18 protein-coding genes and 1 pseudogene are annotated in these 26,188 nt (G+C 46.7%); 9 read left to right on the top strand and 10 right to left on the bottom strand.

Going from position 1 to position 26,188, the window contains the following annotated elements; translation table 11 throughout:
• Positions 1-3 precede the first annotated feature (3 nt).
• Positions 4-3,549, top strand: coding sequence for a pyruvate:ferredoxin (flavodoxin) oxidoreductase (nifJ, locus tag IR173_RS03200; RefSeq protein ID WP_237038228.1), 3,546 nt, complete (start codon positions 4-6; stop codon positions 3,547-3,549).
• A 616-nt stretch (positions 3,550-4,165) separates the two neighbouring features.
• Here the strand turns inward: nifJ and dnaK are convergent.
• A complete protein-coding gene (gene dnaK, locus IR173_RS03195; protein WP_237038227.1) occupies positions 4,166-6,085 on the bottom strand; it encodes a molecular chaperone DnaK in 1,920 nt (639 codons plus the stop codon).
• A 51-nt stretch (positions 6,086-6,136) separates the two neighbouring features.
• Here dnaK and IR173_RS03190 point away from each other — a divergent pair, with 51 nt between their 5' ends.
• Positions 6,137-6,460, top strand: coding sequence for a hypothetical protein (locus IR173_RS03190; RefSeq protein ID WP_237038226.1), 324 nt, complete (start codon positions 6,137-6,139; stop codon positions 6,458-6,460).
• Positions 6,461-6,690: 230 nt separating this feature from the next.
• Here IR173_RS03190 and IR173_RS03185 read toward each other — a convergent pair whose 3' ends face one another.
• A complete protein-coding gene (locus IR173_RS03185; protein WP_237038428.1) occupies positions 6,691-7,485 on the bottom strand; it encodes an META domain-containing protein in 795 nt (264 codons plus the stop codon).
• 122 nt (positions 7,486-7,607) lie between these two features.
• On the opposite strand from IR173_RS03185, the gene IR173_RS03180 reads away from it, so the two are divergent.
• The 4 genes from IR173_RS03180 to recA all read left to right on the top strand — a co-directional run bounded on the left by IR173_RS03180 (position 7,608) and on the right by recA (position 11,669).
• Entirely contained in the window at positions 7,608-8,861 is a 1,254-nt protein-coding gene (locus tag IR173_RS03180) for a hypothetical protein (RefSeq protein WP_237038225.1), read from the top strand.
• Positions 8,862-8,941: 80 nt separating this feature from the next.
• Complete coding sequence (locus tag IR173_RS03175) at positions 8,942-10,135, top strand: saccharopine dehydrogenase family protein (protein ID WP_237038224.1); 1,194 nt, start codon at positions 8,942-8,944, stop codon at positions 10,133-10,135.
• Between the two features lie 15 nt (positions 10,136-10,150).
• A complete protein-coding gene (bcp, locus tag IR173_RS03170; RefSeq protein WP_237038223.1) occupies positions 10,151-10,597 on the top strand; it encodes a thioredoxin-dependent thiol peroxidase in 447 nt (148 codons plus the stop codon).
• A 28-nt stretch (positions 10,598-10,625) separates the two neighbouring features.
• On the top strand, positions 10,626-11,669 hold the full coding sequence (recA, locus tag IR173_RS03165) for a recombinase RecA (protein WP_237038222.1): 1,044 nt from the start codon (positions 10,626-10,628) through the stop codon (positions 11,667-11,669).
• 112 nt (positions 11,670-11,781) lie between these two features.
• Here the strand turns inward: recA and IR173_RS03160 are convergent, their stop codons facing one another.
• Positions 11,782-12,333 (bottom strand): DUF4923 family protein, encoded by a 552-nt coding sequence (locus IR173_RS03160; protein WP_371315854.1) that lies wholly within the window; start codon positions 12,331-12,333, stop codon positions 11,782-11,784.
• Between the two features lie 205 nt (positions 12,334-12,538).
• On the opposite strand from IR173_RS03160, the gene IR173_RS03155 reads away from it, so the two are divergent.
• On the top strand, positions 12,539-14,047 hold the full coding sequence (locus IR173_RS03155; protein WP_237038220.1) for an arylsulfatase: 1,509 nt from the start codon (positions 12,539-12,541) through the stop codon (positions 14,045-14,047).
• Between the two features lie 259 nt (positions 14,048-14,306).
• Here the strand turns inward: IR173_RS03155 and IR173_RS03150 are convergent, their stop codons facing one another.
• From IR173_RS03150 to IR173_RS03140, 3 genes are all read right to left on the bottom strand, one after another.
• Positions 14,307-15,068, bottom strand: coding sequence for a LytR/AlgR family response regulator transcription factor (locus IR173_RS03150; protein ID WP_237038219.1), 762 nt, complete (start codon positions 15,066-15,068; stop codon positions 14,307-14,309).
• Positions 15,069-15,202: 134 nt separating this feature from the next.
• A complete protein-coding gene (locus IR173_RS03145) occupies positions 15,203-17,212 on the bottom strand; it encodes a tetratricopeptide repeat-containing sensor histidine kinase (RefSeq protein WP_237038427.1) in 2,010 nt (669 codons plus the stop codon).
• Positions 17,213-17,309: 97 nt separating this feature from the next.
• Positions 17,310-17,921, bottom strand: a complete 612-nt coding sequence (locus IR173_RS03140; protein ID WP_237038218.1) for a TonB-dependent receptor — start codon at positions 17,919-17,921, stop codon at positions 17,310-17,312.
• 42 nt (positions 17,922-17,963) lie between these two features.
• Here IR173_RS03140 and IR173_RS03135 point away from each other — a divergent pair.
• Both IR173_RS03135 and IR173_RS03130 read left to right on the top strand, forming a co-directional pair.
• Positions 17,964-18,086, top strand: a pseudogene (locus tag IR173_RS03135) (response regulator transcription factor); the annotation flags it as partial.
• An 87-nt stretch (positions 18,087-18,173) separates the two neighbouring features.
• Positions 18,174-19,049, top strand: a complete 876-nt coding sequence (locus IR173_RS03130; protein WP_237038217.1) for an aldose 1-epimerase family protein — start codon at positions 18,174-18,176, stop codon at positions 19,047-19,049.
• 207 nt (positions 19,050-19,256) lie between these two features.
• On the opposite strand, the gene IR173_RS03125 is transcribed toward IR173_RS03130, so the two are convergent.
• The 4 genes from IR173_RS03125 to IR173_RS03110 form a co-directional block, all read right to left on the bottom strand.
• Positions 19,257-20,945 carry a DUF4091 domain-containing protein gene (locus IR173_RS03125; protein ID WP_237038216.1) on the bottom strand — a complete coding sequence of 563 codons (1,689 nt, stop codon included), beginning with the start codon at positions 20,943-20,945 and terminating at the stop codon, positions 19,257-19,259.
• A 21-nt stretch (positions 20,946-20,966) separates the two neighbouring features.
• On the bottom strand, positions 20,967-23,306 hold the full coding sequence (locus IR173_RS03120; RefSeq protein ID WP_237038215.1) for a TonB-dependent receptor plug domain-containing protein: 2,340 nt from the start codon (positions 23,304-23,306) through the stop codon (positions 20,967-20,969).
• A gap of 76 nt (positions 23,307-23,382) precedes the next feature.
• Positions 23,383-23,952: an outer membrane beta-barrel protein gene (locus IR173_RS03115; RefSeq protein WP_237038214.1), complete on the bottom strand. Its 570-nt coding sequence runs from the start codon at positions 23,950-23,952 to the stop codon at positions 23,383-23,385.
• A gap of 159 nt (positions 23,953-24,111) precedes the next feature.
• Positions 24,112-26,181: a RagB/SusD family nutrient uptake outer membrane protein gene (locus IR173_RS03110; RefSeq protein WP_237038213.1), complete on the bottom strand. Its 2,070-nt coding sequence runs from the start codon at positions 26,179-26,181 to the stop codon at positions 24,112-24,114.
• Positions 26,182-26,188: the final 7 nt, after the last annotated feature.

Genomic DNA, 26,188 nt, shown 5'->3' with positions numbered 1-26,188 from the left:
TGTATGACTAAACAAAAAAAATTCATCACTTGTGATGGTAATCAGGCAGCAGCACATATCTCGTATATGTTCTCTGAAGTAGCTGCTATCTACCCCATCACTCCGTCGTCTACTATGGCTGAATACGTAGACGAATGGGCTGCCGCAGGTCGTAAAAACATCTTCGGCGAAACAGTTTTGGTACAGGAAATGCAGTCAGAAGGGGGTGCAGCAGGTGCTGTTCACGGTTCTCTTCAGGCAGGTGCGTTGACTACCACTTACACTGCATCACAGGGATTGTTGCTGATGATTCCTAACATGTACAAAATTGCCGGTGAATTCCTGCCTTGCGTGTTCCACGTATCGGCTCGTACGTTGGCTTCTCACGCATTGTGTATTTTCGGTGACCATCAGGACGTAATGTCTGCACGTCAGACCGGTTTCGCAATGTTGGCAGAAGGTTCTGTACAAGAAGTTATGGATTTGGCCGGTGTCGCTCATCTGGCTACCATCAAGTCACGTGTTCCGTTCATGAACTTCTTCGATGGTTTCCGTACCTCTCACGAAATTCAGAAAATCGAAATGCTGGAAAATGAAGACCTGGCAGGTCTGATTGACCAACAGGCTTTGGCTGAATTCCGCGCACGCGCATTGAATCCCAACAAGCCGGTTGCCCGTGGTATGGCTGAAAATCCTGACCACTTCTTCCAGCACAGAGAATCTTGCAACAACTTCTATGAAGCAGTTCCCGCTATCGTAGAAGAATATATGAATGAAATCTCCAAAATCACAGGCCGCAAATACGGTTTGTTCGATTACTATGGTGCCGAAGATGCAGAACGCGTCATCATCGCTATGGGCTCTGTTACAGAAGCTGCTCGCGAAGCTATCGACTACTTGATGAGCAAAGGTGAGAAAGTGGGTATGGTTGCCGTACACCTGTACCGTCCGTTCTCTGCTAAACACTTCCTGGCTGCTGTACCTAAGACTGCCAAGACTATCGCAGTTCTTGACCGTACTAAAGAACCGGGAGCTAACGGCGAACCTTTGTATCTGGATGTTAAAGACTGCTTCTATGGTGCAGAAAACGCTCCGGTTATCGTAGGCGGCCGTTACGGTTTGGGTTCTAAGGACACTACTCCTTCTCAGATTTTGGCTGTATTCAAGAACTTGTCTCTGCCGATGCCGAAGAATCACTTCACTATCGGTATCGTAGACGACGTCACTTTCACTTCTCTTCCTCAGGAAGCAGAAATCGCACTGGGCGGTGAAGGTATGTTCGAAGCTAAATTCTACGGACTGGGTGCCGACGGTACAGTAGGAGCCAACAAGAACTCTGTAAAGATTATCGGTGACAACACCGACAAGCACTGTCAGGCTTACTTCTCATACGACTCAAAGAAATCAGGTGGTTTCACTTGCTCTCACTTGCGTTTCGGTGATACTCCTATCCGTTCTACTTATTTGGTAAACACTCCGAATTTCGTAGCTTGCCACGTACAGGCTTACCTGCACATGTACGATGTGACTCGCGGACTTCGTGACAACGGTTCATTCCTGTTGAATACCATTTGGGAAGGTGAAGAACTGGCTAAGAATCTGCCTAACAAAGTGAAGAAATACTTCGCACAACATAATATCACTGTTTACTATATCAATGCCACTCAGATTGCACAGGAAATCGGTTTGGGTAACCGTACCAACACCATCCTGCAGTCAGCATTCTTCCGTATCACAGGCGTTATTCCTGTTGACTTGGCTGTAGAACAGATGAAGAAATTCATCGTTAAGTCATACGGCAAGAAGGGTGAAGACGTGGTGAACAAGAACTACGCAGCCGTTGACCGTGGCGGTGAATACAAACAATTGCCTGTTGACCCCGCATGGGTGAACCTGCCGGATGATCCGAAGGCTGAAAACAACGATCCTGCTTTCATCAACGAAGTGGTTCGTCCTATCAACGCTCAGGATGGCGACTTGCTGCCGGTTTCTGCATTCAAGGGTATCGAAGACGGTACTTGGCATCAGGGAACAGCTCAGTACGAAAAACGTGGTGTAGCTGCATTCGTTCCCGAATGGAATGCTGAAAACTGTATCCAGTGTAACAAGTGTGCATACGTTTGTCCTCACGCTTCTATCCGTCCGTTCGTGCTCGATGCTGAAGAACAGAAGGGTGCTCAGTTCGAAACACTGAAAGCTGTAGGAAAGCAATTTGACGGTATGACATTCCGTATCCAGGTTGACGTACTCGACTGTCTGGGTTGCGGTAACTGTGCCGATGTTTGTCCGGGCAATCCGAAGAAGGGTGGCAAGGCTTTGACCATGAAACACTTGGAAAGCCAGTTGCCTCAGGCTGCCAACTGGGAATATTGCTCTAAGAATGTGAAGAGCAAACAGCACTTGGTAGACATCAAGGCTAACGTGAAGAACTCTCAGTTCGCTACTCCGTTGTTCGAGTTCTCAGGAGCTTGCTCAGGTTGTGGTGAAACTCCGTATGTGAAACTGATTTCTCAGTTGTTCGGCGACCGTGAAATGGTTGCTAACGCTACCGGATGTTCTTCTATCTACTCAGGTTCAGTACCTTCAACTCCTTATACTACTAATGAAAAGGGTCAGGGTCCTGCTTGGGCTAACTCACTGTTCGAGGACTTCTGCGAATTCGGTCTGGGTATGACTTTGGCCGACAAGAAACTTCGTGTACGTATCGAAGCTGCCATGAAGGATGCTATCGCCAGCGATACTTGTCCTGCTGAATACAAAGAAGCATTCCAGGAATGGATGGACGGCAAAAACGATGCTGACAAGAGCAAGGCTGCTGCCGAAAAGATTATCCCGATGGTAGAAGCTGCTAAAGACAAATGTGCAAACTGCGCTACAATCGCCGAATTCAAGAACTACTTGGTGAAGAAGAGCCAGTGGATTATCGGTGGTGACGGTGCTTCTTATGATATCGGTTACGGTGGTCTGGACCACGTGATTGCTTCAGGCGAAGATGTAAACATCCTGGTACTGGATACCGAAGTTTACTCTAACACCGGAGGTCAGTCATCTAAAGCCACTCCGCTGGGTGCTATCGCTAAGTTTGCCGCTTCAGGTAAGCGTGTTCGCAAGAAAGACCTTGGTATGATTGCTACTACTTACGGTTATGTATATGTAGCTCAGATTGCCATGGGTGCTGACCAGGCCCAGACCTTGAAAGCTATCCGCGAAGCAGAAGCTTACCCCGGACCATCATTGGTTATCGCTTACGCTCCGTGTATCAACCACGGTTTGAAGGCCGGTATGGGTAAGAGTCAGGCAGAAGAGGCTAAGGCTGTAGAATGCGGTTACTGGCACTTGTGGCGTTTCAACCCGGCTTTGGAAGAAGAAGGCAAGAATCCGTTCATGCTTGATTCTAAAGAACCGAAGTGGGAAGAATTCCAAGACTATCTGAAAGGTGAGGTACGTTTTGCTTCTGTAGCAAAACAATATCCTGCTGAAGCTGCTGACCTGTTTGCTGCTTGCGAAGAAATGGCTAAGAAACGTTATGCTTCTTACAAGCGTATGACTGCTATGAATTGGGGTGAATAACTCAATCATATAAATTATTAAGGAAAGGGGATGTGCCGTGAGACACATTCCCTTTTATTATATCATCGCCTTAACGCTTAGCATGAAAATCGCTAGTGCATTCCTTGTTGGCAAGATATGGAACATACCATCTGAACAGAAGAACTGAAGATGTTCTATTACCGTGGTTTTCATCAGTGGGGTAAAATCAATGACTATTTGACTGGTACTTGCCTCAGTACACAAGATAATTTCAAGGAATTGATGTCATATTTCAAAATAAAGGAATAACTGTTTTTTTTGAGTTTGTACCTGTTGAGGAAGTGGCGGACAGGGTAAATAGTACCCTCGAAAAGTACCCTGTAAGCGAAGAAAGTTCGGTGGAAAAGTACCCTGTATCGCCTTTTTTGTTTGTTTCCTTGCTGCAGGTAAGCCACAAAACATTTATGCAATAGCCATTATCATGCTATTAGCTGAGTGAGTATATGGCTGGTAATACACAGAACTCAAGCAACAATTATCTACTTGATTCCATAGAAAACACACAGCAACCATGAACCCCATAAACGCAAAAAGCGTGCAACTCACCAGAGCTGCACGCTTTTGCTTATTGTTTATTATCTATCTCTTATCGAAATTATTTGACTTCCTCAAAGTCAGCATCCTGAATATCTTCTTTACCATTAGAAGAAGCTCCCTGTGCACCTTGTTGTCCTGCACCTGCGCCCGGACCGGCCTGAGCGCCACCTTGCGCACCGCTCTGAGCATACATTTCAGCACTTGCAGCCTGGAATGCAGTGTTCAGTTCAGCCATAGCAGTATCCACAGCAGCTACATCCTGAGCCTTGTGAGCATCTTTCAGTTTCTGAAGAGCAGCTTCAATCGGAGCCTTCTTGTCGGCCGGCAACTTGTCGCCCAACTCCTTCAACTGATTTTCTGTCTGGAAAATCATAGAGTCAGCCTGATTCATCTTGTCAATCTTTTCACGTTCCTTCTTGTCGGCTTCTGCATTAGCTTCAGCTTCGGCTTTCATCTTTTCGATTTCCTCCTTGCTCAAGCCGGATGAAGCTTCGATACGGATAGCCTGTTCCTTGCCGGTAGCCTTATCCTTGGCAGATACTTTCAAGATACCGTTGGCGTCGATATCGAATGTCACCTCAATCTGAGGTACACCACGGCGGGCAGGAGCGATGCCTGTCAGGTTAAACTGACCGATTGACTTGTTCTGTGCGGCCATCGGACGTTCACCCTGAAGTACGTGGATAGTCACTTCGGTCTGGTTGTCGGCAGCAGTAGAGAAAGTTTCGCTCTTACGTGCCGGGATAGTAGTGTTGGCATCAATCAGCTTGGTCATCACACCACCCAATGTTTCGATACCCATTGACAACGGAGTTACGTCCAGCAATACTACGCCCTTGATTTCGTCTGTCAAAACAGCACCCTGAACAGCAGCACCTACAGCAACCACTTCATCCGGATTCACACCCTTGGAAGGAGTCTTGCCGAAGAATTTCTCTACCAATTCCTGAACAGCCGGGATACGAGAAGAACCACCTACAAGGATTACTTCATCGATATCTGAGTTGCTCAAACCTGCATCGCTCATCGCTTTCTTACAAGGTTCAAGACAAGCCTGAATCAAGTTGTGAGCCAAAGCTTCGAACTTAGCACGAGTCAAAGTCTTAACCAAGTGCTTAGGCATACCGTCTACCGGCATGATGTATGGCAGGTTGATTTCTGTTGAAGTAGAAGAAGACAATTCAATCTTCGCTTTTTCAGCAGCTTCTTTCAAACGTTGCATTGCCATCGGGTCTTTTGTCAAATCCGCGCCTTCGTCGTTCTTGAATTCCTGTACCAGCCAGTCGATGATTACCTGGTCGAAGTCATCACCACCCAGGTGAGTATCACCGTTGGTAGAAAGCACTTCGAATACACCACCGCCGAATTCGAGGATAGAGATATCGAATGTACCGCCACCGAGGTCGAATACAGCAATTTTCATATCTTTGTGAGCCTTGTCCAGACCATAAGCCAACGCAGCGGCAGTCGGTTCGTTCACGATACGTTTCACTTCCAGACCTGCTATCTGTCCGGCTTCTTTCGTAGCCTGGCGCTGTGAGTCAGAGAAGTATGCCGGAACGGTGATAACGGCTTCGGTCACTTCATGGCCCAAATAGTCTTCGGCAGTTTTTTTCATTTTCTGAAGAATCATGGCCGAGATTTCTTGTGGAGTGTAAAGACGTCCGTCGATGTCTACACGCGGAGTGTTGTTGTCGCCTTTCACTACTTTGTAGGGAACACGTGTCACTTCTTTCTGTACCTGGTCCCAAGTTTCGCCCATGAAACGTTTGATGGAGAAGATAGTACGCTGCGGGTTAGTGATAGCCTGACGTTTTGCAGGGTCACCCACCTTACGTTCGCCGCCGTCGACAAATGCCACGATAGAGGGGGTGGTACGCTTGCCTTCGCTGTTGGCGATTACTACCGGTTCGTTACCTTCAAATACTGAAACACATGAGTTTGTTGTTCCTAAGTCAATTCCAATAATCTTTCCCATAACTGTATATTTTTTATTTATTTGTTTTCAATTAAACTGATTTCCCGGCGAATGGTTCACGAATTTTTTTCTTTTTCTTTTCGTGCACCAACCGCACGCCTTCTATCAAGCAAACGGTATGCCAAAGCAGGAATGGCGGTGGCAACTGACAAAATGGCGCATTCTTTTTCGGTGCCGGCCGACAGAAAAGGCAGAACAGGAGCAACACTGTCAGTTTTTGCATGGAAAAACTCTCAAGAGGTTTTTGAGAAACAATGGAAACACTTTCAGCAAACACCCGCCATTGTTTGCCGAAACAATGGTTACGTTTTAGCCTTACCGTCTAAACAAAAAAGACGCTCCTCAAAGAGAGTTCTTTTCTTGTTTCTTTTTTAATTCTAAATATACTATGAAAGGGTGTCCGGATGTGTGTCCGACTGTTGTTCGAAGAGGGTTCGTATGTTGTTGTTTATCAGTAGGTTGCATGTACAGACTTATGACCAATGAATATTCACAAAAAATGTTAACGAAAAAAGAGGCCGAAACCGCCTGTTTGTATAGTAAAAAAGGAATACCAAAATAACTTTTGGCATTCCTCGTTTATTCTAATAATATCTACTGTCTGTTTATTGTTTCTTCAAGACTAACAGCTCGTTACCGTTTTCTCCGAGCAGATATACTTTACCGTCTTTCATTGAGAAACTTCTTGTCTCGTTCAGCGCGTTCAGCACGATGGTTTCCGTCTCCATGTCGGGACACATCATCATGGTGGTGGCAATATTTTCAAATTTCAGCGAGTTGGCCGCCTTCTCGTCCTGAAGCAAAGCACCGTTGATGCTATTGCAACCTACATTGCCGTAAATGCGGTTCTCGTCGGTATTAAAACCAATGAACGGAGCGACTTCGGCAGTACCCACTATTTTCTTGCCATTTACCAATTCAATGGCCCATTCGCCTGAAAGGTCTGCCAATGAAACCTGCGATTCGTCTTTTTTCTCCAGCGTCAGCATCTTTTTGCCGTCCTCGCCGCATAATGCGATGATTTCGGGTTGGTCTGATACAGTTTCATACGACTTCACCTTGTTCAGCGCGTTCAGTACCTTTTGTTCTGTCTGCATATCGGGACAAGCCATACGTGTGCTTCCGATAGGGCCGAAAGACAATACTCCGGGTTTCAGCGAATCGGCCTCGAAGGTACCCATCATACGGTTGCAGCCACTGTTTCCGTAGATGCGCTTCTGAGCTACGTCAAAACCGATAAAGGGCATTTTCTTATCCGTGATTTTCTGTCCGTCCACTTCGGTGATGTTCCATTCACCGTTCAAGGAAGAGAGTGTTAACATATTCTTGCTGCCACCGCATGAAGCTAAAATCAGTGCACCGGCACAAACAGCCGCCATTTTTAAAATTACTTTTTTCATCATACTTTTTTCGTTAAATCATTTAGTTTAGTGCGCAAAGCTATATATAATTCTTCATTTGCAGTAATAATAAACAATTTTTTTGTACCTTTGCCATACTTTATAAATTAACAAAAAATGATATGAAAAGGTTTTTATGCATGCTATTTTGGGTGGTAGGATGCTGTATAGGCTGTTATGCACAGAACGGCTATATAGTCTCCACTGCATCCCGACAGGCAAGTTCTTCTGTGGAATCACCGGAGAAACAATTTATCGACGACCATTTTAAATACTACAGTCTGTGCGACTGGACACCGGGGATGAAGTTTATGGTCATCCCGGAACGGAAAGACCTTGTCATTCCGGTCTTTAAATCGGCAGAGACCGGCAAGGATGTGGACTCCGGCGAGCTGAAGTACAAGATTATGGAATTTCTGGGTACTGAAGTGACCGACCGGGGATTCGTGCATTTCAATTTTGATTGTGAGGGGAAGCCCTACTACCACGAGGTGAAGAACATCACACTGGAGCAATATTGCATGAAACCCAAAGCCGGCATTCCGACCCTTGCCTATCTGGGCGATGTGGATATCGCCAAGGATTTGCTGGAAGGCGAAACGCTGTATATGCGCACCGACAAAGTGCGTATAGACGACCCTAACAGCACCTCCGGCTACAAGGAAGTGCACATCGGCCTGAATGAGAAGGTGACAGTGACCGCCGTGGGAGTGGACAGTCGGGCCTTTCCGGTGAAGATTGTATTCTCCGATTCCAAGGGAAACACGTATTATCAGCCGGTAGCCATCTCAAAGACCAACTGCGGGATGCTCGACAATGATTTTATCATGGAAAAGAAAAATAAATATTTCCCCAATGCCTTCAGTTTCAGTGATGCCAATGCCAAGAAAGCCCGGACACTGATGGAGAAATATGGCAAAAAGCCCGTTTACCTGAAAGCGGAGACGGCATGTACCGACGATGCCGGCATGACTGTCAAACTGCCTAAATACACGCAGTTCGTCATCAAAGACATCATTGCCGAAAACGGAACTCAGTCTGTGACACTCGAACTGGCCGCTGCAGATGGAAAGTCTTACCGGATAAAGACGACTTTCGTACACGCAAGCGTCACCAACCTGGCCTTGCGCAACGACAACTATTTTGCCGATATCTTTGGCATCGGCAACCTGCGTGCCAAATACCCCGATACCACCGAAGAGACCTGGGACCTCATCAGCCACGGCGAAGTGCGCAAAGGCATGACAACAGACGAATGCCGCTTGTCTTTAGGCGACCCCATCCGCGTGCACAAAGTGACGGGAGGATATGAAACTTGGTATTATCAAAGAAAATCCTTGGATTTTACCCATAAGAAACTGGAACGTATCAACTAATACCCAAAATATTTTGTTATCTTTGCCCGGCAAACGGTATGTTTTACCGGGCAATTTATTTTTTAATCTAAAGAGAACAAATGGGTAAAGTATTAATTATCGGTGCAGGCGGTGTAGGTACTGTCGTGGCACACAAAGTGGCTCAGAATCCTGATGTTTTTACAGACATTATGATTGCCAGCCGCACCAAATCAAAATGTGATGCAATCGTTAAGGCAATCGGTAATCCTGCTATTAAAACAGCTCAGGTCGATGCAGACAATGTAGACGAACTGGTGGAACTTTTTAATAGTTTTAAACCCGAAATCGTTATCAATGTAGCCCTGCCTTATCAGGACCTTACCATTATGGAGGCCTGTCTGAAAGCCGGAGTGAACTATCTGGATACAGCCAATTATGAACCGAAAGATGAAGCCCACTTCGAATACAGCTGGCAATGGGCTTACAAGAAACGTTTCGAAGAAGCCGGTCTGACAGCTATTCTCGGTTGCGGTTTCGACCCGGGGGTAAGCGGCATCTATACGGCGTATGCTGCCAAGCACCACTTTGATGAGATGCATTATCTGGACATCGTGGACTGCAATGCCGGTAATCATCATAAGGCATTTGCCACCAACTTCAATCCCGAAATCAATATTCGCGAAATCACTCAAAACGGACGTTATTATGAAGACGGCAAATGGGTGACTACCAAGCCGCTGGAATTTCATAAGGATTTGACTTATCCCAACATCGGTCCCCGTGACTCGTATTTGCTGTATCACGAAGAACTGGAGTCGTTGGTCAAGAATTTCCCGACTATCAAGCGCGCCCGCTTCTGGATGACTTTCGGACAGGAGTATCTGACTCACTTGCGTGTAATCCAGAATATCGGTATGGCACGCATCGACGAAATAGATTATAACGGCATGAAAATTGTTCCCTTGCAATTCCTGAAAGCCGTATTGCCCAACCCGCAGGATTTGGGTGAGAACTACGAAGGCGAAACCTCTATCGGTTGCCGCATCCGTGGTATCAAAGACGGCAAAGAGCGCACTTACTATGTGTATAATAACTGTAGCCACCAGGAAGCTTACAAGGAAACCGGTATGCAGGGCGTCAGCTATACCACCGGTGTGCCTGCCATGATTGGTGCCATGATGTTCCTCAAAGGACTGTGGAAACGTGCCGGTGTATGGAATGTGGAAGAGTTTGACCCGGACCCGTTCATGGAACAGCTCAATAAGCAGGGTTTGCCTTGGCACGAAGTGTTGGACGGAGATTTGGAACTTTAAAAACAGGGACAGGATATGAACGTAGGAGACAAGGCTCCCGAAATACTGGGCTTGAACGAAAAGGGAGAAGAAATTCGTTTGAGCAATTATAAAGGAAAGAAAATAGTACTCTATTTTTATCCTAAAGATATGACTTCCGGTTGCACTGCACAGGCGTGCAACCTGCGTGACAACTATTCCGAACTGCGTGCCAAAGGTTACGAAGTGATAGGGGTGAGTGTCAACGATGCCAAGTCGCATCAGAAGTTTATCGAGAAAAACGAACTGCCTTTTACGCTAATCGCAGACACCGACAAGAAACTGGTGGAGCAGTTTGGCGTATGGGGCGAGAAGAGTATGTATGGACGCAAATATATGGGTACGTTCCGCACTACTTTTATCATAAACGAAGAAGGTGTAATCGAGCGTGTCATCTCTCCCAAAGAGGTGAAGACAAAAGAGCACGCTCAGCAAATTTTATAATTTACTTAACAGACCAAAAAGAAATCTTATGGCTAAAAAAGATAACGAAGAAATTCCATTCACAGCAGGGCCGGGTGCCGGAACCAGCGAAAAACTGAAAGCGCTGCAAGCTGCAATGGACAAGATAGAGAAGAACTTCGGCAAAGGCTCTATCATGAAATTGGGAGATGAAAACGTTCAGCAGGTAGAGGTGATTCCGACCGGTTCCATCGCCTTGAACGCCGCACTCGGCGTAGGCGGTTATCCGAAAGGAAGAATTATTGAAATATACGGCCCTGAATCATCCGGTAAAACAACATTGGCTATCCATGCGATTGCCGAAGCTCAAAAAGCGGGAGGTATCGCTGCATTTATCGACGCGGAACATGCATTCGACCGTTTCTATGCCTCCAAACTGGGAGTGGATGTAGATAACCTGTGGATTTCTCAGCCGGACAACGGCGAGCAGGCATTGGAAATTGCGGAACAGTTGATTCGCTCTTCGGCCATCGATATTATTGTGATTGACTCTGTTGCGGCACTGACACCGAAAGCTGAAATCGAAGGTGATATGGGTGACAATAAAGTGGGACTTCAGGCACGTTTGATGTCACAGGCATTGCGCAAGCTCACCTCTGCCATCAGCAAGACCAATACGACTTGTATCTTTATCAACCAGTTGCGTGAGAAAATCGGTGTAATGTTCGGCAATCCCGAAACAACCACCGGTGGTAATGCCTTGAAGTTCTATGCTTCGGTACGTCTGGATATCCGTCGTGCCACACAGTTGAAGGACGGCGAGGAAGTAATCGGAAATCAGACACGTGTAAAGGTGGTGAAGAATAAAGTGGCTCCTCCTTTCCGCAAAGCCGAATTCGATATCATGTTTGGCGAAGGTATCTCCAGAGCCGGAGAAATTATCGATTTGGGAGCCGAACTCGGCATTATCAAGAAAAGCGGTTCGTGGTACAGCTATAATGATACCAAACTGGGACAAGGCCGTGATGCTTCCAAACAGGTTATTCAGGACAACCCCGAACTGGCGGAAGAACTGGAAGGACTTATCTTTGCCGCACTGAAGGATAAAGAATAAATATACTGTTTAGGCACGGATGATGCGGATGGATACGGAGGATTAGTTCCGTAAAAATCCGTAATCTCCGTGCCTAAACTATAAATGGCTTCGCACGAATACTCCATCCGGCTTATTTCTTCAGCTCAAAGCCCAGCATCAGACCGTCATAAGCTCCCGCCACACTGTTGATGGTGGCTGCGGTGGAGTTCACTTTCGATGCTGCTCCGGTAATGGTCTTCAGGATGGACATCAATTTGTCCGCTTTGAACACCATACTCATGTCATTGCCTGTCACTGTGACATAAGCCACAGTCTTCAGTCCCAGTTTGCCTGTCATGGTAATGGTCTTTGCGGCATCATCAAACACATAAGTCCCCGTAACCGTACGTTTTTTCATCTGATAAGAGTAAGTTCCGTCTTCATTGAAAGTGTAGCGGATATTATCCATACCTACTTTGTTATACACGGCCGTCATTTTCTCTTCCACTTCCTTAGCAGCCACTTCGCCACCGGCCTTTGCCAACAGGTTCTCACTTTCGAACTGACATTCAGGACCGGAGTACGTCCATGTGCCGATAATAGAAGAAGCCGTTGTAGCCTTATTTCCGACAACAGCCTTCGCCACCCCCGACAATATGGATTTCAAATCCTGTGCTCCGGCATTGGCAGACACCCCACACATCACCAATAAAATCCAAATACTTTTCAGTAAAATTCTCTTCTTCATCTTTCTATTAGGTTTTATTAAACGGTTGCAAAGATACGATAAAGCTTTCTATAAAACAATTTGATGCATATCAAACCCTTTTTCTGTTGTGATTTGTAGTTCAGCGTATCCGAAAATTTACTATCTTTGCTGCATAACACCATGAAAAACCAAAATAAATATGAGTATTGTAACCAATTTGAAATGTACATTGGCTGTCACAGCCGGACTATGTTCTTCGTTTGCTTACGCGCAAAAACATCCACATGTTATCTTGATAATGACTGACCAACAACGGGGCGACGCCTTGGGCTGTATGGGCAATGAGACTGTCATCTCTCCCAATCTGGACCGGTTGGCCGGCGAGGGAACACTGTTTATGAATGGATATTCTTCTTGTCCCAGCAGTACTCCTGCTCGTGCGGGAATGCTCACCGGACTTTCTCCCTGGCATCACGGCTTGCTGGGCTATGGAGAAGTGTCACCCGAATATAAATATGAGATGCCGCAGATGATGAAGGATGCCGGCTATTACACTTTCGGTATCGGAAAGATGCATTGGCATCCGCAGCGCGTCAAACACGGCTTTGAGGGGACGTTGCTGGATGAAAGCGGACGCATAGAAGACCCTAACTTCACCAGTGACTATCGCCAGTGGTTCCAGATACAGGCCCCCGGAAAGAATCCCGATGAGACCGGTATCGGCTGGAACGACCACAGTGCTTCCATCTATAAATTGTCGGAAAATCTTCATCCCACTTATTGGACGGGAGAGATGGCTTGCCAGCTTATTCAAAACTATGACAATAATGAGAAGCCATTATTCCTGAAGGTATCCTTTGCACGCCCTCACAGTCCGTATGATCCGCCGCAGCGATATCTCGATATGTATAAAGATGCTCAGGTGCCCGATCCGTTTATCGGTGACTGGTGTGGCAAATGGGCCGGGCAGCTTGACCCTGAAAAGGCTGCCAAAGATGCGCCTTACGGCAACTTCGGTGACGAGTATGCGCGTAATTCCAAACGTTATTATTATGCCAATATCACGTTTATAGACGAGCAGATAGGTCGCGTGGTGAAGGCTTTGAAAGAAAAAGGTATGTATGACAATGCCTTGATTATCTTTGTATCCGATCATGGTGACATGATGGGCGACCATTATCATTGGAGAAAGACATATCCGTATGAAGGCTCTACACATATTCCTTATATCGTGAAATGGCCTGCAGCAGAGAAAGTGGCTCCGGGAAAAGTGGATGCTCCTGTAGAACTTCGTGACCTTCTTCCTACTTTCCTCGAAACAGCCGATGCAACTGTTCCTGCCGATATGGACGGACGTTCGTTGCTGGCACTGGCCAAAGGTACGGAAACCAACTGGCGCAAATATATCGATTTGGAGCATGCTACCTGTTATAGTGCCGATAATTATTGGTGTGCCCTGACTGACGGCAAGATTAAGTACGTTTGGTATTTCCACACCGGAGAAGAACAACTGTTCGATATGGTAAAAGACCCGAAAGAACTGCACAATGCTGCCAACGACAAGAAATATAAAAAGCAACTGGCTGAGATGCGTGCTGAAATGGTGCGCCATCTGAGCGAACGCGGTGAAGAGTTTGTGAAAGACGGACAATTGGTGGTGCGTGAAAAGACTATGCTCTACGGACCTAATTATCCGAAAAAGAAATGATACTCACTTGATTTATCTCGTAGGGGTTGTGTCAAAATGTGGATAATACTGTCGTTTAGTTCGTAGGGGCGAGGTTCGCTCGCCCGAAAACAGTTTGCCTTGTGTCTTCGGGCTTTGTGTCTTCGGACTTTGTGTCTTCGGGCTTTGTGTCTTCGGGCTTTGTGTCTTCGGGCAGGCAAACCCTGCCCCTACAGCTGACGATTGGATAGGCCATTTTAGTTTTGACACACCTCTACGGTATAATCATTTCCTCATCATGTTATAATTGATAGAAAGAGTCCTGCAATGTTTTCTTAAACTTCTTTGAGACAATCAGCTCTGTTATTTTTTCGAAAGGAGGGTACATGACGCAACGGTTCTCCTTTATCATTATCAGATAATTGATATTGATGATATAAGATTGGTGTATCTGCACAAAGCAGGGAGCGTACTCTGTTATCTGATGCGCTGTGGTATTTTTCTTCAGTAGCAGGGGAACCTGATTGTTCAGTACCACCTCCCATAATTTGCGGTCGGAGTTATAGCGGAAGAACCCGATATCGATAGAACGGAGAACGCGCAAGTCATTGGTGGGAGTGGAAATCATAAATGTATGTTCGCCGGCCGAATATACTTGTGGCGGAATAGTCACCGGTGCAGCCGGTTCGTCCATCTTTTTCAGAAAACGGGTGATAATGCAGTCCAGTTCTTTCCTGTCTATCGGTTTCAGCAAATAATCGAAAGCAGACTCGCGGATGGCATTAATCATGTATTTGTCATAGGCAGTATAAAAGACCACCTGCATGCTCCATGTAACACAACTGTTGGTCTGCTCCAACAGCTCCATCCCTTTCATGTCGGGTAACTCCACATCCAGAAACAAAATATCGGGACGAAGCTTGTCTATCATTTTCTTTCCATTAGAGCCATTGCGGGCAATACCCTCTATTGCCAACTGTCCATAACGCTTCAGCTCCATGCAAAGGTTATCCGCCGAATACTCATCATCATCTATAATCAATACTTTATAAAGCCTGTCCATATAATTTGTTTACCATGATTAATGAAACAAAAGTAGAGAAACATCTTTTAAGATACAAACCGATAATTCTGCATTTGTGGATATCCGGCTTCAAACAGGAACTATCCGTGTGAAAATAGTCGTTAAACAGCTTTTTAAAAGTTATAATCATAACCTTGGGGAAGTATCACGACAAATTCGCAACCTGTTTCTCCTCCTCCCAGCGGCACATTATTGACAGCGATGTCTATATGCTTCTTGTTATGGCCGTTGAGCATCTGAACCGTTTGAAGAATTACTTTCATGCCGGTTCCCGTACCCCGGTTGTGGCTGCTTGCCCTGTATCCTCCGCCGTTGTCCCTTATCTTGATGCAGATGGCTCCCGTCGGTTCACGCCTGATGTCAATCCACAGATTCTTTTTCCCCGGTTTATCCCTTAGTGCATGCTTGATGGCATTCTCCACCGGAATCTGAATCATCATGGCAGGAAGAATCTCGCGGGCGGAATCGATGGTTTCATCCACATGGACAGACAGTGCGAAAGTGTCTCCCAGTGATTTGCGTTCCAGTTCTATATAGGTCTGTACAAAGTCGAGTTCTTCATCCAGAGTGACACAGAGGTGCTCGGTCAGTTCAAGGTTGCGGCGCATCAACTTTACCAACTGTTGCATGTTCTCGCCGTGTCCGTTGCTATGGCTGTTCATTTCCCTGTTCAGCACATTGAAGATGAAGTGGGGCGAAACACGGTTGCGGATATTCTCCATGCGCAGCGTGTTAATCATGTTCTGGCTGCGCATTCTGAGCAGGTGGCGTTGCTTCTTATTGTAAAGATAGATAAAGACAACCAATATCAGAATCAGGAAACAGACAGACATCCACACATACATGCGCTGGTGGAGTTCCAGCACCTCGTTTTCTTTCTGCTGAATGAATATCTTTTGCTTCATCAGCGTAGTGTCCTGCCGGTATTTCAAGTCGATTTCGGCGGTGCGCATCTTGATGCGCTCATTGCGGGTGGAGTCGTCAATGCGCTGGTTCTCCCGCTGATAATGATAGGCTTTCTTATAGTCTCCCGTTTCCTCGTAATAATGCTGTAGGTAGCGGTTACGGATGTGCAGCATATTGGGCTCCACATAATCGGGCTTCACGGCTTCGGCAAGACGTTTGCGTGCCAAGGCGAGATTGTTTTGTTTCAATGCCAGTTCTATCAGCTGTGTATCCAGATAATAGAGTGCGCTGATGTTTCCGATAGACCGGAAGAAATCCTCACACTTAGCCAGATAGAAAGCGGCGGAATCTGTTTGATTCATCAGCAGGAAGGTCTCTCCCAAATTCATCTCGCTCAGGTGAACCTCGAAAACCATATCGGGATAAGTGTGTGCAAATGCCAGTTCTTTTCTGAACATTTCGAGTGCACGCGGATAATCCTTGCGGAAGTAATAGGAGTTTCCGCGGTTGTTGAGGTAAATGCATTTCTCGTAAGGCATCATCTCTTCATATTGGCGGGCAGCCATGTCGTAGTAATAGTCGCACAATTCGAAATCGCGCAATTCCATATATACTTGTGCCAATCCGTAGTAGGCCGGGAAGCGTTTGGCTTCGGGAATGCGCAGTGAGTCGAAAAACGACAGTGCCTTCCGATACCACAATGCACCTTTATCGTATTGTCCTGTGCGTACGTAGGCATCGGCAAGGTTTATTGAAATGTCGGGCAACACTTCTTTTCTGTCTCCGTTCAGTCGATAGTTGAGTGCCTTGCTGAAACAAATGACTGCCGAGTCTACCAATGCCTGGCGTGCGAGTACATTTCCGCGCATATTATAGATGTCGGCATATAAATCGGATACTTGCGGTGTGAGTGCGTTGCGACGGCAATAGGCTTCTGCCTGATTCATGCACACGGCGGCGGAATCCATATCCGACCGGAACATATAGGCTTTGGCCAGCAACATCATATAGTAGTAATAAGTGGTGCTGTCGGCGGTGGCAGCCATACGCTTCTGTGTTTCGGCGCAGACATATCGGGGATTCTTGGACAAGGAGTCGTTGACTTCCTGAAAGAACTGGAGATAGGTGTCAAAAGCATTGAATGCCCTTTTCTGTTTTGTCCCACAAGAAATGACACACGCGGCTCCCAGCATTATACTCCAGAAGCTCGTCAGCATCTTTATTCGTATTTTCATAGTAGGTGTGCTAATAGTTTGTTTACAAACATACGTAAAAAGAAACAAATTGAAGCACAAATATCCTATTTTTAAATCTCTACCATTGATATTGGATGGAAAGAAGATACTCGCGCGGCCGGAGTTTTACCCATGAAGTGGAGCTTTGTACAGCCGAATATAGGGTATAACTGTATTCCTTTTTATTTAGTAAATTGGTGACGGAGGCTGTGAAGCGCCATTTTCCCACACGCTGTACCAGTGAAGCGTCTGCCAGCCATGTGTTGAGATGCTGTGTGCGGTCGATGTCATTATAAAAATGTTCTCCCGAAAGCCGGAAATCAGTATCGCCCCATCCCATGCTCAGTGTCAGGCGCTGTGACAGGTTCCACAGGGCATCCAGCCGTTTGTCGTCGCCTATTTTTGAACTCCCGCAACTCAATTTGGCTTGATACGCAGCTTCAAACAGTCGGGAAGGCGCCCATATTATCTTGGGTTCAACCGACAGATAGTCATAACGGTAGTCCTGAACCACTCCGTCATTGCACTGTTTTCCTTTGGTGCGGCCCATGGTCAGTTCGACGGACGACTTCAAATTCCAGTCATATACTCCTTTGGACAGGACGGAATGTAGCGTGTAATTTTCGTCAGAGTTGCTTTTTTCATAAGGGGAAAGGTAGAAGATGCCATCTTTATAATCACTCCGTGTCATTAAGTTATGGTCTGTGTGAAGATAGGCGAACGATACTGTCCGTATGCCAACTCTCTTGCGCTGAACGTGCAGATTAGTTATTTGCGGAGGGCACTTCGCAATGACAATACAGTCAAGATAGACTCGCTGATGAGAAAGGGTTATATGTTGCGCGAAGACTTCTGAAAATAATCCTTTCATATTCGTTTTGTCATATCATGAAACATCCTTACCTTTACCCGAAAATAAACTTCTAAGTAAAAAAGGAATAAAATGGAAACAATATCTAATTCTGTTCTTACCGTCGGTATCAGTGAGCATGGGGCCGAACTGCAAAGCATTCGGAAAAACGGAAAGGAATATCTGTGGCAGGGAGATGCCCGCTTTTGGGGACGCCGTTCGCCTCTTCTATTTCCCATAGTAGGGCGTATGTGGGAAGATACCTACCGCTATGCGGGTAACTCTTACCGGATGGGGCAGCACGGTTTTGCCCGCGATACGGATTTTAAAGTGACTTATAAAGGGGAGGAGGGAATAGTCTACTGGCTGGAGTCTACACCCGAGATGCTCGGTAAATATCCTTTTCCTTTCCGTCTGATGGTCGGTTATCTGTTGGAAGGTAACCGAATTAGTGTAAAATGGCGTGTAGAGAACCTTGGACAGTTGGATATGTATTTCCAAATCGGAGCTCATCCCGCCTTTAACTTCCCTGGGTTTGATGCATCAGCAGACGAACGCGGATTCTTTGCTTTCGACAGTAAAGAGGAGTTGCGGTATATCGTTCCGGTGGAGAAGGGGTGCGTGTCACCGGAGCTTCATACATTGGAACGGGATGCGGACGGACTGATGAAAATAGATACACATACGTTTGACTGTGATACATATATCTTTCAGGATGCGCAACTTAAGAAAGTGACCTTGCTGGACAGGGAGAAGAACCCTCACGTCAGTCTGGAGTTTGACACTCCGCTGGTGGCGTTGTGGTCGCCTGCCAAGGCTCATCCCGATTGTCCGTTTGTCTGCATCGAGCCGTGGTATGGCCGTTGTGATGCCGTCGGGTTTGACGGAGAGCTGAAAGATAGGGAATGGATTCAGAAATTAGGAAGCAAAGAGGTATTTGATGTGAGTTACAGCATCATTATAGAGTAATAGCCGGAATAATTACCATGATAACAGTGTGTGGGTGTGTCAGAACGTGAATCATGCTGTCGTTTCGTTCGTAGGGGCGAGGTTCGCTCGCCCGAAAACAGTTTGCTTTGTATCTTCGGGCAGGCAAACCCTGCCCCTACAGCTGACGATGGGATAGGTCGGTTTAGTTTTGACACACTCCCACAGTTTTAATCTGCATCTGTAAATTTACTTACTTAACTCTTCCAATATTTGATGCCGGATGCTGCGGAAATGGTCACTCTCGGTATCATACAGTGTCCAGTGAAATACAACCAGCCGGCAGAGTTCTCGTGCCAGTTCGGGATTCTTCTTTTCCAACATTTTCAGGAGCGTATAGTCGGCAATACCGTCGCGCATAGCTTCCAGACGGATGGAACCATACAGCTTTCCGTTGTTAGGGTAGACTATCCAGCTGTCTCCTCCGGGTAGTGTATTGCCTCCTTCCTCATTCATGCGGGTTGTTTCCTTGTAAGGATTATTGCCGGTAAACCATTGGTTGAATCCCCAATGCAGATATCCTGTTGCCCCATATTTGAAGTTGAGCCAGTGAATGAGGCGGGTCTTGATGAGCGGTTGCTCCAAGAAACGGTTGGCAAAGTCGCCTTGAGGGGCAAGGCAGGTGTAGAACCACGTTTCGTCTCCCTGTTTTTGTCTTTCGCGATAGAAGTCATACCCCTCCTTATAGAAGTTGAGTTGCGGCACCCAGATGTCGAGAATATTCTCAAGGTCATGAGTATGGCAAGCCTCTATGATTTTGATGTCCGGACACTGCTGTTTCACAAATCGGGCGATAGCCACATAGCTTTTTATATTGTCGCTTGTAGGCTCGTCGGCAATGTGCTGTGCATACAGTACTTCCGGATATGCTTCTTTCAGATGGGCGGCAAGCGAGGGGATAAACTGGCGATAGAAGTTGACAGCCTGTTCCGATTCCATAGGATATTGTACCAATTTCTTCTTGCCGTTCTCATACTGAGGGACATAGGGCGCGAATTGGCTGCTCCAGTCTCCCGAACGTCCGGCAATATGTCCGCCTTCGAGCATTTTCAATACACCGGCCTGATGGAAGATTTCTATCATTTTGTCGAATCGGGAGTAGTCGAAAGTATAGGTTCCGTTTTTCTCCTCAAACTCGATGTGTTCCAGCGGTGAGAGCAGGATAACGTTGGAATAGCATTCCTTCATTTTATCGGCCAGTGCCTGCACCATTTCCCAGTAAGCGTCCGAGTAAGGTTCCACCTCTTTCCCGCCATTGAATATTTTCATTTTGTCGGGTGATGTGCCAAACCAATTGGTTACCCATAAATCCGGTTGGGGCATGACGACGGGGTAAACTTTTACGCTGATTTCTTTTTTCAACTCAAAGGTTTGGTTGTCCATTGTTCCTTTGAGGCTGAATGTGGCTTTATAGTTTCCGGCTTCCGCATCGGTGGGAACGGGAACGGAAATCCAGATGGGCTGCGCCACATCACGTGCCACGGATTGTCCGTTTTGCTCGATAATGGGGTCGGGATAGTAGTGTGACAGAGAGGTGATGGCGTCTTTGGCGCGGTCGGGTGTCTGTCGGCCCACCCGCACATAATCTACAAAACCCGTACGCGGGGTACTTTGTAACTGTGTTCCTTTTTCGTTGGTGAACGCCGTAACCTGTGCCGACAATTCCTTCAATGGCAGTGCGGCTCTCACTGCAAACTGGAAGGTGGCGTGCTCGCCTGCAGCCACTTCTTCGGTCTCGTCATACTCGGGGAAGAAGTTTGATTCTCTGAATACTTTCAGAAAGGGGTCTACTTGTGTAAATGTAATCCGATTTTCTGTGGTAGGTGTTCCACAGGCGGAAATGATAAATAAAAGACAAATTAAATAAAGGTTTTTCATAAATCGATACTGTTTAAATGATTATAATATTTTGTTTGCTGTTATCAGTTTCCCATTGGCGGAGATGCCCTGTATCACCATGAACAGGGGAGCTTGGGGAGGAGCCGTAAAGATTATATCTGCTTTTCCCTTTTTTATCTTTATGTCGGGCTGCCAATAGACCGTTTTTCTCCTCATTTCTTTTTCTGTACTTTCGTTGTTTGTCGGATAATGAGGGACATAAAAGTGCTGTTTCACCTGACAGCCTTGCGGAACAATTACGCGGAAGTTGGATTTCTTATTCGCCATTGCCGTCGGGTTGTCCGCTTTGCTGACTAACATGATGGCTCCGTTGGCAGCTCGTCTGCCCAGTGTGACCAGTCCGGCTACGTCTTTTATCACTTCAATGGATTCTACGGCAGAGATGGGGAAACTCACAAATTCGCCGAAGGATACTTCCAGTCCGTCGATAATGAGCATGGCAGGCACTTCCTCACCATAACGTTTGATGATATAATACTCTTGCACGTTGACCTCGTCTTTGGCATATTGTACCCCGGGAATGTGCATCATGAAGTCGCGCACGGACGCATAGGGCGAAAGAGTCATTTCTGTGGGGCTGTATGCCCGGTTGAAGTCCGAGTGCACCCTTGCTGCTCCGGGTGATAGCTTTTGTCTTTGTTTGCGGGCGGTTACGATTACATTATCCATCTGCAGTTCCCATGCCACACTGTCGGGACGTTTCGGTCTGTTCTTATCATAAAGCATGATGTTTTCTTCGTAGCTTTCCGTTTCGGGAATGTGGGCATGGAGCATGCTGATGCGTTCCACCCGGGGACGTTTTTCTTTGTTTATTTGCACTGCTACGTGTGTTCCGCCTTTGGCTGTATATGCTTGTATCAGAAAATGGGTGTTCGGGACAAACGACAGATGGTCGAAGAGGAAATAGCCTTCGGGGTCGGTCTTTGTAGTCTTGAATATCTTGCCATCGAAAGACAGCAGGGTGACGGTGGCTTGAGGGATACCCTTGTTTGCGTTTCGGTTGGAGATGATGCGGCCTTGTATCAGTTCTGTTGTTTCTGCGGGGATGTTTGTAACGCAGTTTGCTGTATCGGCCGAAGCATCAAAAGCAGTCCATGCCTGTGTCAGCATTAGCAAATCTTGGCGGAAACTGTCGTGCGTGACATCTCCGCTGAAGTAAGAGGCCGGTTGTTCGATATAGCCCCGGAGGTAGGGGGTCAGAAGATAGGCTGACAGGATGTTGGAGGTGGTGTCTTGCCGGGCGTATCGTGTGTCGGTGACCGACAGGGAGATATTTCCATCCGGCAGTGCGTTGCCGACAGGGTCGGTCAGGGTAAGCGTGATGCGGCATTGGTTGTCTGCTTTCCGGCTAACTTCTGTGTGTGTATTGAGTTTGATGTTCAAAGGCGCATTCAGCACGGTGCGTGTGCTCTGTGGCAAGCCGTTACGGTCTGTGAGTGTAAGCCGAATGACTCCGGCCGGAAGTGTGGCTTTGGACAAGCGGCAGATGTGACCGGCGTGCAGGGGCAGGGTGGCTAATACACTGTCTTGCGACTCCACCCTGAGTGTATATTCCTCCGGGGTGTGACCTGCCGGATTCTTTTTTATGCCGACAATAATCTCTTCTTTTTTATAAGGGTTGGCCCATAGGGATACGGCGTTGTCTTTTGGCTCGGGCAGGGCAAATCGGAGCACTTTTCCGCGATGCGTGCACACTGCCGTATAGGTTTCGCCGGGCCGGATTTCAAAGGCAAAGCTTCCCATACCCAGATGTTCCGACCGGAAGTGAACGATAGTGTCTCCGGTAGAGCCGGTGATATATCCGGTGATGTTCGCTCCCAGTCCGTCGGCTTGCAATGCCTTGAATGCAATACGTGTCAAAGTGCCTGTCGGCAAGTGTCCGCCTTCGGGGAAAAAGGAGACGTGGAAGGCATCGGTGTTTTTGTTTGTGGCAAGGCGGGGCTGCATGCGGCGGTGGGCACTGACGGTGATGGGGGTATAGTGGAACCGGGGAATGGGTAGGGATGCCGAACGTAGGGTGTAGAAGCGCAGCGTGTAGTGGCCTGGGGCAATGCTGTCGGGTAATGGGAAGAAGCCGGCGAATCCTTCTTCGCCGACTTTGATTTTTTCGGTTGCCATGCGAATGGTGTCGTGCAGCAGTTCGGCATACACAAAGTGACTGTAGCTTTCGGCTTGCTGTCGTGTGTCCATCACATAGACTTGAAACCACACGGTGTCTCCGGCACAGAAATTGCAGCGGTCGGTGTGTACGTATATTGTTTCATACGACTGATGATGACCGGCTGCCGTTACTGTGCAGAGGAGGAGCAGGCTGAACAAGTACAGTAACATTGTTTTCATTATAAGTGTTCTATTTTTATGGTGAATGTATAGCTATTGTCATTAAACAAAGCTTTATCTTCAACTTATGGCGAGATTAGAAAATATATTGCAATCCCAGTTGCAGTCGTCTCCAGTTGGCATCAATGATGAAGTTTTTGGATTTTATCATGGCTCCGCTTTTTCTGTCCTCTCCGTTGAATCCGATGAATAGATATTTGAGCAGGATGCTGAAATGGTTGTTCAGGGCATAGGATGCTCCGGGATTGATGCCTCCTTCGACATCATTTTTACCCAAGTGTCTGATGGCAGAAACTTGCATATCCATAAAGATATTGAATTTGCCGGGATGCAGGAAGTTATATCGCATATAGGGTGTATAAGTAGTTCTTTTTTCGTCTTCCATTATGCTTTCAAATTGTATTTTGAATCCGGCTGCCCAATGGCGGTTGATTTGGTAACCGATGGATGGAGTCAGTACGGCATATCTTGCATAGCCAAGATGAAAAAGCAATGGATTTTCTACAGTAGAGGATACAAACGCGGTTTTCACTTCTCCGTATCCTCCGTTCATTTCGACAAAGAAACCTTTTTCTTTAGTCTGTGTGGTTGCTGTGGCGATACTAAGGAGCAGTAGGATGATGAGGGTGAATAGTTTTGTTTTCATATCATTATTTTTAAGGTAAATGAGTAGGTCTTTGAAAAAGAACAAAGAAAAGGGTATTCTCTCGAACCCCCTTTTCCATCACAGTTATGTTAAGACGATTATTCTGTTTTCAGAATGATTATCATTAACATTTTCTTATCGTTATACCTATTTACAAACTTATTCCAATGCGCGTCCGGCTGTCATAGGCCAATAAGGATTTTGATACATGGTTGAAGTCTTGATATCGTTGGGGTCGCTGGCGCTCAATGTGAAGTCTTGTACGCCAAGAGGTTCCAGATAGAATGCTTTCTTCCATGTATATCCGTTGAACAATTGGTTGTTTGTTTCGGTACGTCCCATCGGACGGACATACTTGCTGACAGAAGCGGCTGAAATGTTTGCATTGCTTGTTCCGTCGGCTATCAAAGTTGATTTGCCGGTGGCATCTACATATTTTTTGTAAGCTTCGTCCCACAGGTTCATGCCTTCCAGCATATAGTGTCCGGTGATGGCAGGATCCCATGAACGCCATCTTTTCAGGTCATCCCAACGCATACCTTCCGAGATAAATTCGCAACGGCGTTCGCGACGGATGTTGTAGAGTGTAGCGTCTACTTTCCGGTCGCCGGAGAAGACTGCCAAATCACCATATACGGTACCGCCCACTACGTTGGCTTCTTTGTCTAAGTTGGTGTTGGCAATGGTCAGATTATAATCTTCGCTTACACCTGCACGGCGGCGGATGGCCTTCCAATAACCTGCGGCATCATTGTCCAATGAACCGTTCTTTTCATAGCATGCTTCGATATAGTTCAGGTAGGCTTCGGCAGCACGGAACACGATGGCTCCTGTGGTACAAATGATAGTGTTGCTCTTGTACTGGTCGTAATCGTAGTTATAATATTTACGTGGACGGTAACCCGTAAAGTCTTGTAGTTCCACACTGCTTGTCACCAAAGGAATGGTGTCCAGAATCACTGCTTCGTTGTTCTTGGCAACGGCAGGGTCGGCAGGGTCGCTACGGACAATGTCTTCTTCACCGAATACAAAGAGTTGCAGACGTTCGTCACGTCCTTCTTTCTCCATGGATACGCTCAAGTCGCCTTTGTAACCCGAACCGTCGGCATAGTAAGGCAAACCGTTTTGCATCAGGAAGGAAGTGATGTAGCTACGTGAAAGTCCCAGTTGGTCACCGCCAGCCGACAAGATGTAGGCTGCATCGTGAGTATAACCGATGCTCAGGTTGTACTGTTTCCAAAGTAATACTTCGGAAATGCTGCTCAAATCTTCTTGGCTGAACATATCGAAGTAAGGATTCCATCCGTCGGTTTGTCCTAAAACGGGATTCATCTGATGCGAGTTGCCGGTCAGCGTACAATGGTCGGCAACGGCTTTGGCAGCGCTCATGGCTTCGGTCAGGAAGAAATTGATTTCTCCTGTAATGTCGAAAGTCTTTCCCTGGTTGTATGCCATGTCTTTTCCGGGCCATGTATCGTCACCCGGAACACGTCCGGTGCCTTTGTGGTATTTTTCAAAGGTAGCTTCAAACAACGCTACGCGTGACTTGAGCAGCTGTGCGGTTTGCTTGTTGATACGCTGGTTGTTTTGGAAACCTTGGTCTTTCAGACGTGAGATAGCTGTATCAAGGTCTTTCAATATGAAACGTGCCACTTCGTTACGTGGAGCGCGCTGGCTCAGTTCCTTCAGTATGGCCTGATCGTCGGGCAACACTTGGTCGATAATGGGAAAATCGCCATAGCGAACCAATGCCTGATAGTATGCCAATGCACGAAAGAAATAGGCTTCGCCGATATAATGGCTCAGAATGGTCTTGTCGCCTTGGATGCTTCCTGCTTCTTCTTTCGGAAGGACTTGTTCAAGCAGCCAGTTCCATACACGGGCACGTGAAGTGTAAGTTTGGAAGTTCTTGCCCGAAGGTACTTGTTTTTCTCCGGCAAACCAATCTAAGTCACCTGTTTGTGAAAACAGGTTGTCTGTATTATTGTCATTGAGTGTCATACCGCTACGCCAGTTCTTGTCATGGTAAAGAGACTGCTGGCGAGAGTTTTGCAGGTAAGAGTAGTAGTTGATAACGTATGCACCCACTTGGTCTACAGTTGTGAAATAGGCTTCAGGGGTTACATTGGTTATCGGCTCACGGTCTAAAAAATCATTGCAGGAAGTCAGTGTTGATGCTCCCAGACCGATAAGTGAGCAGATGTAGATATGTTTTAAACTTAATTTCATATTCGTA

This window comes from Phocaeicola faecalis, from assembly GCF_021730445.1.
Lineage (GTDB): Bacteria > Bacteroidota > Bacteroidia > Bacteroidales > Bacteroidaceae > Phocaeicola > Phocaeicola faecalis.
Note: the sequence above shows the minus strand (reverse complement) of the source record. Positions and strands in the feature narration are given on the sequence as shown.

Excerpts from the sequence above, each read along its gene's own strand:
- dnaK (WP_237038227.1), bottom strand. The coding sequence starts at position 6,085 with ATGGGAAAGATTATTGGAATTGACTTAGGAACAACAAACTCATGTGTT.
- IR173_RS03145 (WP_237038427.1), bottom strand. The coding sequence starts at position 17,212 with ATGCTGACGAGCTTCTGGAGTATAATGCTGGGAGCCGCGTGTGTCATT.
- IR173_RS03190 (WP_237038226.1), top strand. The coding sequence starts at position 6,137 with ATGGTTCACGAATTTTTTTCTTTTTCTTTTCGTGCACCAACCGCACGC.
- recA (WP_237038222.1), top strand. The coding sequence starts at position 10,626 with ATGGCTAAAAAAGATAACGAAGAAATTCCATTCACAGCAGGGCCGGGT.
- IR173_RS03155 (WP_237038220.1), top strand. The coding sequence starts at position 12,539 with ATGAGTATTGTAACCAATTTGAAATGTACATTGGCTGTCACAGCCGGA.
- nifJ (WP_237038228.1), top strand. The coding sequence starts at position 4 with ATGACTAAACAAAAAAAATTCATCACTTGTGATGGTAATCAGGCAGCA.
- IR173_RS03160 (WP_371315854.1), bottom strand. The coding sequence starts at position 12,333 with ATGTGTGGGGTGTCTGCCAATGCCGGAGCACAGGATTTGAAATCCATA.
- IR173_RS03180 (WP_237038225.1), top strand. The coding sequence starts at position 7,608 with ATGAAAAGGTTTTTATGCATGCTATTTTGGGTGGTAGGATGCTGTATA.
- IR173_RS03110 (WP_237038213.1), bottom strand. The coding sequence starts at position 26,181 with ATGAAATTAAGTTTAAAACATATCTACATCTGCTCACTTATCGGTCTG.
- IR173_RS03140 (WP_237038218.1), bottom strand. The coding sequence starts at position 17,921 with ATGACACGGAGTGATTATAAAGATGGCATCTTCTACCTTTCCCCTTAT.
- bcp (WP_237038223.1), top strand. The coding sequence starts at position 10,151 with ATGAACGTAGGAGACAAGGCTCCCGAAATACTGGGCTTGAACGAAAAG.
- IR173_RS03125 (WP_237038216.1), bottom strand. The coding sequence starts at position 20,945 with ATGAAAAACCTTTATTTAATTTGTCTTTTATTTATCATTTCCGCCTGT.
- IR173_RS03150 (WP_237038219.1), bottom strand. The coding sequence starts at position 15,068 with ATGGACAGGCTTTATAAAGTATTGATTATAGATGATGATGAGTATTCG.
- IR173_RS03185 (WP_237038428.1), bottom strand. The coding sequence starts at position 7,485 with ATGAAAAAAGTAATTTTAAAAATGGCGGCTGTTTGTGCCGGTGCACTG.
- IR173_RS03175 (WP_237038224.1), top strand. The coding sequence starts at position 8,942 with ATGGGTAAAGTATTAATTATCGGTGCAGGCGGTGTAGGTACTGTCGTG.
- IR173_RS03120 (WP_237038215.1), bottom strand. The coding sequence starts at position 23,306 with ATGAAAACAATGTTACTGTACTTGTTCAGCCTGCTCCTCCTCTGCACA.
- IR173_RS03130 (WP_237038217.1), top strand. The coding sequence starts at position 18,174 with ATGGAAACAATATCTAATTCTGTTCTTACCGTCGGTATCAGTGAGCAT.
- IR173_RS03115 (WP_237038214.1), bottom strand. The coding sequence starts at position 23,952 with ATGAAAACAAAACTATTCACCCTCATCATCCTACTGCTCCTTAGTATC.